The sequence below is a fragment of the Neobacillus novalis NBRC 102450 genome (assembly GCF_001591805.1).
In the GTDB taxonomy this organism is placed as follows: Bacteria; Bacillota; Bacilli; order Bacillales; family Cytobacillaceae; genus Neobacillus; species Neobacillus novalis.
Genome location: NZ_BCVP01000065.1, coordinates 1 through 13,216, shown reverse-complemented (window position 1 = coordinate 13,216; position 13,216 = coordinate 1). Strand labels below are relative to the sequence as shown.

11 protein-coding genes, 1 pseudogene and 1 other annotated feature are annotated in these 13,216 nt (G+C 43.2%); of the genes and pseudogenes, 6 read left to right on the top strand and 6 right to left on the bottom strand.

Translation table 11 applies throughout. From position 1 onward, the window contains the following. Nucleotides 1-96, bottom strand: a 96-nt coding sequence (locus BANVL01_RS27085; RefSeq protein WP_174524285.1) for a DNA polymerase beta superfamily protein, incomplete at its 3' end; no start/stop codon positions are given. A gap of 211 nt (nucleotides 97-307) precedes the next feature. Between BANVL01_RS27085 and BANVL01_RS25750 the strand changes: the two genes are divergently transcribed. After that, complete coding sequence (locus BANVL01_RS25750) at nucleotides 308-1,771, top strand: plasmid pRiA4b ORF-3 family protein (RefSeq protein WP_156482422.1); 1,464 nt, start codon at nucleotides 308-310, stop codon at nucleotides 1,769-1,771. Between the two features lie 205 nt (nucleotides 1,772-1,976). Here the strand turns inward: BANVL01_RS25750 and BANVL01_RS25745 are convergent, their stop codons facing one another. Next, nucleotides 1,977-2,843, bottom strand: coding sequence for an MBL fold metallo-hydrolase (locus BANVL01_RS25745; protein ID WP_066082876.1), 867 nt, complete (start codon nucleotides 2,841-2,843; stop codon nucleotides 1,977-1,979). Continuing rightward, the gene (gene nhaC, locus BANVL01_RS25740) at nucleotides 2,840-4,252 is read right to left on the bottom strand and encodes a Na+/H+ antiporter NhaC (protein WP_066082879.1); all 1,413 of its coding nucleotides are present in this window, start codon (nucleotides 4,250-4,252) and stop codon (nucleotides 2,840-2,842) included. The genes BANVL01_RS25745 and nhaC overlap by 4 nt, the downstream gene beginning before the upstream one ends. Before the next feature lie 51 nt (nucleotides 4,253-4,303). Next, nucleotides 4,304-4,497: a binding site (T-box leader), on the bottom strand. A 457-nt stretch (nucleotides 4,498-4,954) separates the two neighbouring features. Here nhaC and BANVL01_RS25735 point away from each other — a divergent pair. After that, a complete protein-coding gene (locus BANVL01_RS25735) occupies nucleotides 4,955-5,305 on the top strand; it encodes a DUF6508 domain-containing protein (protein ID WP_066082882.1) in 351 nt (116 codons plus the stop codon). 138 nt (nucleotides 5,306-5,443) lie between these two features. Next, entirely contained in the window at nucleotides 5,444-5,707 is a 264-nt protein-coding gene (locus tag BANVL01_RS25730) for a calcium-binding protein (protein WP_082805155.1), read from the top strand. Nucleotides 5,708-5,868: 161 nt separating this feature from the next. Here the strand turns inward: BANVL01_RS25730 and BANVL01_RS27080 are convergent. From BANVL01_RS27080 to BANVL01_RS25720, 3 genes and pseudogenes are all read right to left on the bottom strand, one after another. After that, nucleotides 5,869-5,994 (bottom strand): annotated as a pseudogene (locus tag BANVL01_RS27080) (helix-turn-helix domain-containing protein); the annotation flags it as partial. A 230-nt stretch (nucleotides 5,995-6,224) separates the two neighbouring features. Further along, nucleotides 6,225-6,704, bottom strand: coding sequence for a hypothetical protein (locus tag BANVL01_RS25725; protein WP_066082884.1), 480 nt, complete (start codon nucleotides 6,702-6,704; stop codon nucleotides 6,225-6,227). Nucleotides 6,705-6,824: 120 nt separating this feature from the next. After that, a complete protein-coding gene (locus BANVL01_RS25720) occupies nucleotides 6,825-7,070 on the bottom strand; it encodes a hypothetical protein (protein ID WP_066082886.1) in 246 nt (81 codons plus the stop codon). 308 nt (nucleotides 7,071-7,378) lie between these two features. On the opposite strand from BANVL01_RS25720, the gene BANVL01_RS25715 reads away from it, so the two are divergent. The 3 genes from BANVL01_RS25715 to BANVL01_RS25705 all read left to right on the top strand — a co-directional run bounded on the left by BANVL01_RS25715 (nucleotide 7,379) and on the right by BANVL01_RS25705 (nucleotide 12,559). Continuing rightward, nucleotides 7,379-7,816 (top strand): phosphate-starvation-inducible protein PsiE, encoded by a 438-nt coding sequence (locus tag BANVL01_RS25715; protein ID WP_425311800.1) that lies wholly within the window; start codon nucleotides 7,379-7,381, stop codon nucleotides 7,814-7,816. Between the two features lie 634 nt (nucleotides 7,817-8,450). Beyond that, nucleotides 8,451-10,916: a beta-glucosidase gene (locus tag BANVL01_RS25710; protein ID WP_066082890.1), complete on the top strand. Its 2,466-nt coding sequence runs from the start codon at nucleotides 8,451-8,453 to the stop codon at nucleotides 10,914-10,916. 179 nt (nucleotides 10,917-11,095) lie between these two features. Next, nucleotides 11,096-12,559, top strand: coding sequence for a right-handed parallel beta-helix repeat-containing protein (locus BANVL01_RS25705; protein WP_169803225.1), 1,464 nt, complete (start codon nucleotides 11,096-11,098; stop codon nucleotides 12,557-12,559). The last annotated feature ends 657 nt before the right edge of the window (nucleotides 12,560-13,216 follow it).

The following is a 13,216-nucleotide window of genomic DNA, read 5'->3' as shown; positions in this document are numbered from 1 at the left end:
TTGCCAAGCCCTGCTCCCTGACTCACAAGCAAAAAGAATTTTAACGTGAAAGTCTTCTTCAATTTTTTTCAATGATGTTAAAATAGTATCTCTCAATTTTAATACCCCACCTTTTACCTTAAGTATATTACTTCATAGCTACTAGAAAGGAAGTTTATCACCTGTAAAATTGGCACTGGCTTCGAACCTTTTAAAATTTACACTTGACTTCCATTTGAAAAAGTTTTATCGCAGTGGGAGGCAGGTAACGGGCCTTGTGAGCAAGTAATTATAGTAAAATGAATTAAACCAGGGAGAGGTGGCTATTTTGAAAAAAGTTGAAATAAGTTTAAATAGAAAGAAAAATGCAACACAACTTTCTTTTGAGGAGATAGTGAGCGCAACGGAGACTAAACCCTTAGATAAAACGAAGGAAGCAACGGGAAATTATAGCGAATTAGAATCAGTGAACCCTGCCAGTTCGGAGACATTTCCAACTTCATTAGTAAGGGACTTTGACGTATTTCTAGACTTTATCGAAAATCATTCAGTCCTATTGACGAAAACAAAGGAGTATATCTCAAGAAAATATTTGCATGTTCTAAATGAACGCCTGTCGGTTCAAAATGAAGCGGCAACCAGCTATACGGAACAAGATTATTATCCATATATCCATTTTTTCTATTTTCTTTCCATTAGTGGAGGACTATTGGAAAAGTCACCAGCAACAGCAGGGAAAATACAGTTAGTGGTATCGGAACGAATCCGGTTATACAAAGAATTAGAGGACATCGAAAAATACTTCTTTTTGTTGGAGACATTTTGGGTCGACGTCAATTGGGCGAGACTCCTTGATACTCATTTTTATAAACTCGCATTACCCATTCAAGAGGTTCTTGCGGCATTTAGTGCGGAACAACCAAAGCGACACATTTTCATAGGGAATAACGAAACTATAGCGGAGAAGAATTTAGCACATCGACTATATAACTTGAACCACTTACAACTCTATTTTGAATGGATTGGATTCTGGAAGTGCGAAGCGGATCAAGAACGGATAAATGATTATTTTCGAAAGAATTGGTATTTTGCTAAGTCGATTGCGTTAACTAGTTTTGGCGCAAGGATGTTCCCGATTCTTCTTCTTGAGCGGAACTTAAATATCTGGAATACTGCAATGCGCCGAGAAAATGGCGAGATTAATCCCATTCCAGGAACAAAATTGGAAGATATGATGTTTGGTGATGTACCACAGGAAATAGTGGACGCACTTTACGATGTGATGGACGAGGACCAGAGTTCTCAGCCATTTTTCCAACCCTTTGTGGATCTATTTCCAAATGGGGAGATCAAACGGACTTTGCCAAGAAATAAGAAAAAATTTGTTGATGGTATCTATACTTTTAAGGTTTCCATTGCGAAGACGGTCTGGAGAAAGGTTGTTTTATCAGGAAAACATACGATGGATCATTTGCATGAGATCATCCTTGACTCCTTTAATTTTGATAACGATCATCTCTATTCTTTCTTTATGGATGGAAAAAGGTGGTCGGATGATTGTATCGTCTCCCCGCAAGATGACTATGGGCACCCGAATGCTGACAAAATTCAAATTGGTGAGGTAGGTTTCCGTTCCAAGCAACGTTTCTTATTTTTATATGATTATGGAGACGTATGGACATTTATAGTTGAGGTGGAGCATATTGACGAAATGGATTCAACGGCATTTAGGCCATATGTGAAGGAAGGAAAAGGGAAACCTCCTGAGCAGTATGGTTATTATGAATTCTAAATTTATAAGAAATGGCGGCTGGAAGGAACATAACTACAAGACTGAATAATTTATTAACACGCCGGGGGTCAGGCACCACATTGGGCAATCGGGGGTAGAGGAGCACGATTTTTAGGAAAAAGAGTGAGAAGGGTCGCCAATAGAGAACAGCGACCCAGCAATGGTAAGATGCTGTGCATATGTTATATTTCTAGATTTATTAATATTATAACCTAAATTCCATTTCTTCTTCTGCAATATGAAATCCTTTTGCTTTAATCTGGTCTCGTATTTGCTGCTCCGAATCAATCGCTGGGTTTGAATGATTTAAATGGGTAAAATATATCTCCGTTTTTTTTGTTAAATCTTGCAGCCGCTCCATTGTTTCGACCATGAGTGGATGGGGGATTTCACGATAATCTCGGCCGATATTCTCCAGATCCTTTGGAGAATAAAAGGTCCCATCTAGCAAGCAGATGTCTGCTTCCTCGCAAATGGTGTGTATGTCTTGGTTCCACTCATGCCAGCGATCAATATCTGGAACATAGAGCAATTTCTTATTTGGGCCCTTAATCCAAAAAGCAAATGTCTCAGAAAATTCATTTCTATGCGGCACATCAACGGGTGTAATCGTAATGAGGGGAGAAACCTGAATGTCTTGGCTATCCCGGATTTCTTGCACATTGATATTTCCAACCCTGGATAATTGGCTCCAGGGTGCTTCTTCCTCTAATAAATGTTTCATTTTTGTCCCAGCCATCACGGGAATTCCCCTAGCACCGATGGCCTCTCGTCCTAAAAATAATAAACCGGGATAATGTCCCAAATGGGCATGGGTTATAAAGATGCTTTTCATTAACTTTGCTTTTAGGTTGTATTTCATTTGCAGCCTTGCCATTTGCTCTTTAAGATCAGGTGTTGCATCAATCAAATGCCACGCCTGCTCGTCGGGCAGGATTATCGCCAATGATGCGGCGAAGCGTCTTAACTGCGGATCGCTAATGGCCATTGTACAATTTTTACAAAAACAATTAGGATGGGGCAGCCCGGCGTCCTGAGCAGTTCCTAATACGCTTAAGATGACTTCACTCATAGTGAAACGCCCCCTTTGTCATTTCTTTCATGTTCATAGTTTTTCTTCGTAATTGTCCAGCCGGTAAAACCAAATAAAATATTTACAAGTGGGACAAGGAAGGCAAAGAAGGCATACGGAATAAATTCACCAGGACTTACACCAAGTATACCCGCTGCAAATACGGCAGGTACGCCCCACGGAACGAGGTTAATCCCAACAGTACCCGCTGCCTCTACACAGCGAGAAAGGTTTTTCGTATCAATGCCCATTTTTTTATAGTCTTTTACAAATGTCCTTGCTGGTAAAATAATCGCTAAAAATTGTGCTCCGCTGGCAAATGCGACAACAAAAGTAGAAAGAATCGTAGAGCTAATTAGGGTTCCCGCCGAATGAACCTTTGACATCATCTTTTTGGTTAACACCTCGAAGGATCCAGTCTCCTCTAGAATGCCCCCTAGAGCTGTTGCAAGGATTAACAATCCAATCGTCCCGAGCATGGACATAAGCCCCCCGCCATCTAACAAGGCATCTAATGCTTTTTCTCCTGACTCTACGTGATATCCACTTGTCATGATTTGAATAACAGAAGTCAAGGTTGCCCCCTGTACAAAAATGGCCAACAAGCCGCCTAAAATACTAACTCCCATTAATGCCGGAATTGCCGGTGTACGCATAATCATTAAAATAATTGTCAATACAGGCATCAACAATAGTAACGGATGAATGACAAAAATGTTGTCCAAACCTGTCTTCATCGCATCAATGACATTTGTATCTGCCCCGCCATGGGATGAAGCTGATTGACTAACGACCCAATATATAACGATTGAAACAACAAATGCTGGAATCGTATCCCAAAGCATGTGCTTCACATGACTAAACAAATCTGTTTCGGCCATTGCCGGAGCAATGTTTGTTGTATCAGACAGAGGAGATAATTTATCGCCAAAATAAGCACCTGAAATGACAGCTCCTGCAACAAGACCAGGAGAGAAGCCAAGTCCTTGACCTATCGCCATAAAAGCAAGTCCAATTGTCGCAATTGAAGTAAAGGAGCTCCCTAAAGTGATTGAAATAATTCCGGTTACCAGAGCTACAATCGGTACGAACATGGCGGGTTTAATAATGGAAAGTCCGTAGTAAATCATGGTCGGAATGACTCCGGCCGCAATCCATGTACCTACAATGATTCCGATAATCAGTAAGATAAAAACAGCAGGTAATGCACGTGCCACACCTTTCACCATCATCTCCTGGACTTCATCCCAGCTCCAGCCGGCAGCAATGGAAACAACTGCGGCTGCGATAACACCAATCATTAACGGGATATGCATTCCTGCCTTCCAAATAAAAATCGATAAGGCGGCAGCGCCAATCAATGCAATGATGGGGAAAAGCGACATTCCCATAGTAAGTTCCTTTTTCATCTACACCATCTCCTTCAATTATTTGATGAAATAAAAAAAGCCCCCATCCCAAAAAGGGACGGAGACTCTCCGCGGTACCACCCTAGTTAGCAGATCAACATTCTGCTCGCTTGTTTAGATAACGGCCGAAACCGGACACCAGCTCCCTATCTGTAATTCACCATACCCTTTGCCTGTTTTGCAGCACCAACAGGTCTCTGATTTCAAAGATTGTATCAGTTACTTTAATAGTTCAACGCTTTTATGCTTTTATGCAGTTAAGTATAAAGTTATAGTAGCCGAATTGAGCATTATTAGTCAATCTTTTTTTGTTGCTAGGAATCTATCATTTTTATGAGCAAATAACTTCATTAAAAGAGAAGCTCATCATCAAATAGATCTAACCTTATCCCAAAGGGTTTCTATCATGCTGGTTTATAAAAACTAATATTTTTGCCTAACATTAATAAGAATGTAACTATCTAGAAAAATGAATCAAACGATTGGAAGGGAGGAAATAGGAATAATCCCCCAATATAATTTACTTATAATATAATGATAGCAATAAATATAATTTTTTCGAAAAAGGGATGTGAGAAGATTGGAAGTGGCCTTATTACATGGGGGCGTTGGGAACATTGAAGCAAAGAGAATGGAGCTTGAAGAGCAAGTTCTTTTGAAGTTATTTTATAAACATTATGGAGTCTCAGGGAGGCTAGCAAGTTGAATTATAAAAAGCAAATAGACTATATTCCATATTTCGCCAATGATAAAACAGAGTTCTGCAAATGGATATCGGGCTATCCAAATTATGACGATAGGTTAGGGGATTTTATAAATAGTATATATGAAACAGATCTACTTAAAAAAGACTACCTAGATGACATAAATGGAAAAATAACAGACAAAGACATCATTAAAGCTATTCCTACCTCCAATTTTGAATTACTAAAATCGATTCTTACCTACTATGTCCGCCAAGAAAGATTCTGCGATGGAATATGGGCGATGGCAGCGAAAGAGAAGGTGTTTTTGAAAATTCTGTACAGATTGAGGGAAATAGTTGGACAATGAATTGGTACAGGTGGACCATCCCCTGGGTCAGGAATTTCTTGGATTCTGTTAAGGTTGTTAAAATAAGAAGAGTAAGTGGAGGAGATTAAGATGTGCAATACGGAAAATTATTATAGAGAATATGATGAGAATGATTAGATTGAGCATCTTAATGAGAACCTTTCTTTTCCTATAATTGCAGAAGTATCTGAATATCAAGAAACGGGAATGATTCAGCAGGGAGATAAACTAAAATTGAATCGAATTGAAGGTTACGATGATAAGTATGGGGTCATTGTCTCAGGAAGAGTAGGAAGGAAAAAGTATTATTTTCCACTGGTGGATTTGGAATCGATTACAAGCGACGAAAAGATTAGGCGAATTTTCAATAATTATAAGGAATGGTTTTGGAATAGAGAATAGAATGGCGGTGTTGGAGAATTTATAAGAAAGATTTTGTATAGAGCATGGTGGATGCACGGTCTTCACTGTGTTCGATTTGATGAAGTTGGGAAGCATTTAGATAAAAATTTTACACCTCATGAATATTCAATTATTTTGAAGGAAAAGCAAATTAGGGCTGAAATTTGAACAAGTGTTTTCTTTGAAATGCCAAGAACTTCAGCCATTTTATCTTGCGTATACCCTTTTTCAGTACGAATTAACTTTATTATTGATGAAATTAGTTCGACTATATTCTCCTTATTCATCTGTCCCCATCAATTAGTAACTTATGTATCACTTAGTGTAATTTTGCACCTTTAGTAATCCTTTTTCAACTACGACAGATTTAGCTGGAATAATATTGGTGCCTGTCCCCCAATGCGGTAATGCTTTAACACGCTGGGGGACAGGCACCTTTTTTCAAGCGTTTCTTATCTTATTTCAATGGCTCTGTTAAATAAATGAGGTTAATAGACATTCTTAACTATCCGTTTTATCATTTTTGTTTCAAATATTTATTGATATAACCTGTCATTATTACTTTTTTGTCTTGATTTAACAATATTACTTCAACAGCGTTTTCCTTTTCTATCGCTTGTTTTAGTTTTTTTTCATCAACAGGACTAACAATTTTATAATTTTCACCTATTTGATAAGAGGATTTCGGTTTAATTGTAAATAACTGACCATCGCCTCCCCCGATTTTTTTCCCTACAATAATTTTACTGTCTTCAAATATGGAACTTAGCCACTTATCATTTATTTTGTATTCAACATAAAATGGCTCGATGTTCTTGTGCTGGTTATTTTTAACAGTGGTTGAAATAGTTAAATAATTTTCATTCTTATCAACAGAATGAAGAACAATTTCACCATTCATCGTAATAGACTTTTCAGGTTCGTCTTTTGAACATCCTACTATAAGAATAAATAACATAATAATAGCGAAAACCCCAAAAAGATATTTTTGTTTCATACATTGCCTCCATTTCTTTACGTTCATAAATGAAAATAAATTTTAAAACTGTATATTAAAACTTTAGAATAAACAGGAACTTCCATTCCCATAAAGACGATGTTCGGCATAAGGTGGAATTTATCCAGCTGTTCCTTTTGCTAGCAATAAGAAAAAGACAAATACCAACACGGCACCATTAGATAAAACGCCAATTACCCCAGATAACCACTTCTTAGAAATTACAGCAAAAATTATTCCGAGTAGTGAAAGGGAACCTAAAATTATAATCCCTAACGTCAAGTTTGCATTTGGACCTCTGAGAATTAAAAACATAAGTACGCTAACCAGCACCATTGTAATTGATAAAATACCAAACTTATTCATATTTGATTCCTCCTCCTATCTCTTATTTTATGGTCTATATTATAATTCTACCATATATTACTAATCATCAAAATCTATTCTAAAAGCGAAGCAAAGGCGAAACAAGAATACCTTAAAGAATAAAAGTAGCAATCATATCCTGATATTCTCATCGTCGGAATGAAAAATTCATATTAAAGTAATCTAAAGGTTTCGTAAATTCGATTGTTATTTCTAAAAATAAAAAATAAGATAATTACAATATTAATGAGTTCGCATGGCAAGAGGATTTAATCTTATGTTATGAGAGGAAGGTTTGGATGGATATAATGAAAAAAAATCTAAGTTCTATTTTATGCCTAATACCTAAGATTCTTCAAATATTTTTAAATTTTACTCTCGTATTGCTGGCAATTATTTTAGCGGTTTTATTAGTGAAGGAAATCACCATTTTCGCTGATATTTTAATTTCAGATGGCAGCCATGACTATAAACTCTTTTTCGACAATATTCTTTTGTTCTTTTTATATTTTGAGTTTATTTCTATGATTGTTAAATACTTTAAAGAAGCATATCATTTCCCTATTAGATATTTTCTCTACATTGGCATTACGGCAATGGTCAGATTAATCATTGTCAATCACGATCACCCAATCGATACATTGTTTTTTTCGCTTGTCATTTTAATCCTCATCATTGGCTATTTCATTATCAATATAACTCCACGTGAACGACCTGATAAGCATTGGACTTTTAAAAATAATTAGGGAATATAGAAAAATACACCGTGAAGAGCGTGTCTATCGCCGTTCCCGTCGAAGCGGCAATGATGCTAACCAAGACGAACGTAAACAGGGTGAACAAGCCTCCGTGCAATTAAAACATAAACCAGTTATTGTATCCGAATATTACAAGAATTGATGGCAGAAACGCTGAAAAGTGGTGCCTGATCCCCAGTGTCTTAAAGCTTTGACGCATCGGGAGTCAGGCACCACTTTTCTACGTACATGCAAATAAGGGTTAATACTTATTTTATTCATTACATGCCACCTTCGATTGGATTTCTAAATATTATAGTAACAAAACTTATTTAATAAATAGAAGTTCTTCCATCCTGTTTCAGTATATTTAGAATAATGGAATATAACGCTCATTTAAATTTATTTATTTTAATTGTATATTTGGCAAATCATTGCTACTACAGTGTTTGGATGGTTTTGGGGACTTAAGGAGCATTACTAATCTCGTGTTTTTTGTTGCTGTTTTGTAATTTAACTTTCATTGTAGCGTAATGGTATTTCGGTATACTAGTATACAAGTTCATCGGTAAGGGAGAGTTTAAGATGATAAACCGAATGAATTAACTACTAATAGACAAATAGATAGTAAGGGAGATATAAGATGATAAAACGAATTACTTTAATTTTTATGACAGCAATGATCTCCATGTCTTCATTAGTAATTCCTACTAATGCGGAAGAGATCAAACCCTGGATGAACACCCAGCTCTCTGCTGAGGAGCGCACCGAGCTGCTTCTCGATGCGATGACAATGGAACAGAAGATCCAGCAAATCGCCATCTCGCGCTTCAATGAGAACGACAAAGGTGAGCCGGTCGTCATCAAAAGGGGCGGTTCAAGCAAGTATATGAACGGCGAATTTGCGCCCCAAGGTACACTCCCTGGTTGTGAGTGGCAGGACACTGGCCGTCAAATTAAGGGAATCGACGAACTGGGTATTCCCACAGTCCGTATGACTAACGGTGGTACGGGCGTTAAAGGCGGATCGTGTCACAATGACCCAATGGCAACTGGCCTTCCGTCTACCCCGGCTATGGCCGCGACATTCGACCGCGAGCTAAACTATGAGGCCGGCCGAATCCTTGGTGAGGAGACACGAGCTTTCGCGCATCACGTGTTTCTCGGACCAGGTATGGACCTCATTCGTCACCCGTACGGTGGCCGGAACTATGAGTACTTCAGTGAGGACCCGTATCTGACAGGTATCCTTGCGATTGAGCAAACAAAGGGCATCCAGGACCAAGGAGTCCAGGTCCAGCTCAAGCACATGGCAGGAAACGAACAGGAAACTGAGCGTTGGACGATGGGTGTCCAAGTTCCATCAAAGGCCATGAACGAATTGTACATGTTGCCATTCGAAATGACTGTCAGGAATGCTGACCCAGCCTCCGTGATGTGCTCGTTCCCGGATGTTAACGGAACTTATGCATGTGACAGCTCTGAACTGCTCCAAAATGCTCTGCGGGACAAGTGGGGCTTCAACGGTTACGTCATGAGTGACCGTCGTGCAATTCACGACACGGTCTCTGCCATCAAGGCGGGCACGAATGTCGAGCTCGACTGGGCACCGCAGTACTACACTCACGAGAAGATCCAAGAGGCTCTCGACTCAGGTGCGGTAACTGAGGACGACATCGACAATCTACTTCGTCCACGTTACATCAAGATGATCGAGTTTGGCCACATGGATGAGCCTTACGACAAATTTATGCCGGAGATCGTCGATCCGATGGCTAACGGCGCTAGCGCACTGAAGATGGCCGAGGAAGGCTCCGTGCTGTTGAAGAACGACAACGGCTTCCTGCCACTGGACGGCGAGCCAAAGTCGATCGCGTTGATCGGCATTGAGACGTTCGCTGGTGAGGCAAAGATGTCACCTCGCTCTGTTCGTGACGACAATGATTATGTAGTGACTCCATATACGGTCACACCACAGAAAGGCTTAGAGAATGTTATCAAAGAGCTCGGTTACGACACCAAAGTGACGTACAATAATGGCCGTGACCCGAAAGCTGCTGCCAAGTTAGCTGCTGAGTCCGATGTCGTGCTCCTAATGGTCGGCGACAACCCACATGAGACTGTGGACCGTGATACCCTCGGATTCCCAGCCTTGAACCTCAAAACGGGCTTGGCTGAGCAGGAGCCGGTGATCGACGCAGTTATGGAAGCTAACCCAGAGAATACTGTTATGGTACTGAAGACTTCCGGTACGTCGATAATGCCGTGGCTGGATAAGGTACCTGCAGTTCTTCAGGCGTGGTACCCAGGTATGGAGGATGGCAATGCTATCGCTAACCTACTCTATGGTAAGGTCAATCCATCCGGTAAGCTTCCTATGACGTTTGGTGCTACCGAGCGTGAAGCTGCTTTCGCGACTGAGGATCAGTACCCTGGAACGCGTCAAGACACTGGCAAGCCAGGTGGCCCTGGCGCGTACGGTGACGGTTCCAACCAGCTAATCGCTAAGTACACAGAAGGCCTCGAAATGGGCTACCGCTGGTACGAAGCAAACAATGTGAAGCCGGTCTTCCCATTCGGGTATGGCTTGTCGTACACGACCTTCAAGTATGACGATCTCAAGGTGAAGAAGGTCCGTGGTGAAGGCAAAGGCAATAACGGCTCGTTGTCCGGTATTGACGTGTCCTTCACTGTAACGAACACTGGTAAGGTTGCCGGCAAAGAAGCGGCACAGGTCTACCTGACCCTGCCGGACGAGGCTGGGCAGCCGACCAAGCGTCTTGTTAATTTTGAGAAAGTTTACCTTGAGCCGGGTGAAAGCCAACAGGTGACTGTAAGGATTAACCAGGCTGACTCCAACCACCCGTTCTCTTATTTCATTCCGGAAGAACCAGACAACCTGGCGAACTGGGCTGACGGCGAGTGGGCTACTGTTGACGGAAAGTACCGCGTGCATGTCGGTGGTTCCTCGGCAGACACACCGTTGGAAAAGGACATTCCGTTGAACTTCAAACTCGACAAGGACAACGGCAAAGGTAACAACAAAGGCAACAACAAAGGCAATGGCCAAGGCAACAACAAAGGCAACAACAATGGCAACAGCCAATGACAATAGCAAGGGCAAGGGGAACTCTATTTGGTAGGCCCCTGGCCATGGGATGATTCGGCGACCGGTAGGGGCGTCGGGGCATCCCGAAGGCGGTGAGCGAGTGGGCTCACCGCTTTTCTTGTATCCTCCATAGGAGACGAGAAGGACGAAAAAAGACAAGGAAGGGCGTGAGAGGTATGATGAAGAAATCCGTTCGGAACAGCCAGCGAGGTCCGGCTCATTTGTGGTGGATGGCTCTTGGCTTAGTGGTTCTCTTAACCGCATGCACCGTCAAGGAATCCGATGAGCCGGTCGGGAGCAATGACGTCGTGGAACCCGCCCCGTCCGGGCACGGCGACTGGCAGGTCCCCGGCTTGGTAGACCGGTCCGGCGCGCCGATCAAGGTGCCGACACCGGGTCAGGCCACTGGCAGGACCCTGGACGTTACGGACTTCGGGGCAGATCCGAATCCGGACTCACACGACGACGCACCAGCCATCAGGAAGGCCCTGGACGCGGCCAAACCAGGTGACGTGGTCTTGCTGCCGGCCGGCACGTATGACCTGCGCTCCACTGACCCGGCCGACAAGTCGGCGAACATTGTACTGCGCAGTGGCGTGCACCTGCGTGGTGAGGGCCAGGAGCGCACTGTGCTGCTGACCTCCCTCGACGGCGAGGATGACAGCCGGGTGATCCGCGGCTCCGGTGTCCACGATGTCATTGTCGGTGACTTCACCATCACTTCCCGTCATGAGGGACCACTCGGCGACGATTCCAACGACGGCAATGCAGGTGGCGGCCCGATGTACGGGATCTACCTTGGAACCAGTAAAGGGAAAGCCAGCTCCCGGATCCTGGTGGAGAACTTGGGCATCCGCAGGTTCGAGCGCCACGGCATTTCCGTCAAGGCAAGCCGCGAAGTGACCCTCTCTGGAAACTACATCAGTGAGGCAACTGCCGTTGGCCCCGGCGGACAGGGCTACGGCATCGCTATCGAGGGCTCGGCGGATCAACGCAACCCGGATGCCGCCAACGATTCCCGGCACAACGTTGTTATCGGCAATACCTTCGATGGCAGGCACCTAAGGCACGCCATTCTACTGCAGTTCCCCACGCACAACAATCTCGTGGCGGAGAACACTATCGTCGGCAGCCTCCTCGATGCAATCGACCTGCACGGCGAGGGTGAATACTTGAACGAGGTCCGGGACAACACGGTCATCGGTGGGCAGCGGGCGGGCATCGCGCTGGGCAATCCCGGCGGGTCCAAGAACAAGCACGACGCCTCAGGACCTGGTAACTGGGTGCACTCAAATGACCTGGTTGGAAACCGTCAGGGAGTCCTCGTCATCCTGGGAACTCCTGACACCCTCATTGAGGACAACAGGATCACCGCCGGAAAGGATTCAAAGACCGGTATCGAGGTCCGCAATGCGCCGGGCACGGAGTTGCACGGCAACCACATTACTGGAGGGACTGACGGGTTCTGGGCCATCCAGCTCAGTAAGGACCGCGGTGCTGACGGACGGGGCAAAGGAATCCCCTCAGGCATCAGGATCGAGCGCAACGTCATTCGACAGACCGCCAATGGCATCAGAATTGATGCCGGGAAGGACCTAGGCATGGCCGAAAACGTCATAGACGGCATCGACCGGACGAACTGAGGGTAGCCGACGGAATCGAGGTGAGCCGGTCGGCTCAGCGTTAGCTCACCTAGGCACCGGGTGCATCGAGGTCGCGGGAGAGCGCACAGCACCGAGGTCGCGAGAGAGCGCCTCTTCCTGAACAGGGCCCTGGCGCCAGCGGGCCAAGCGCTCGGTGGACTGCTGCAGCATGCCGGAGGTCCATTCCCAGTCGGGGCGCTAGGTACTAGCATACCCGAACCTCTTTAAACGTGAGATGGGGACAGATATGAAATGAACCGCAAAAGCTAGACACGAATTTTATGTTGCGTTTTGGATATTCCATTAATCTGACTTTTCTTTGAACTAAGTAAAGAAAAGTCAATAGGGATAAATTTGGCACGTATCTGTCCAACCAAGGGTAATCATGCGAAATCCCTTAAACAAATTGGCTTTTTTGCCCTATAATCTTCTTATTCAATGTGAAAACTCCTTTAGTAGAAGACTTGTTTTTTTAGGGAACAAAACAAGGTCAACAACTTCTACAAGAGGAGTTTTTTTATGTTTATTAAATACTTTTTATTTCATTTTTGTATTATTTTTCAATATACGCAAGGCTTGTGGGCCAGGCACCACTATTCAACTACCATTTCCATACCTCTTCAAGAGTATGCCTGAATAGTAAATCTAGTTTGGGTG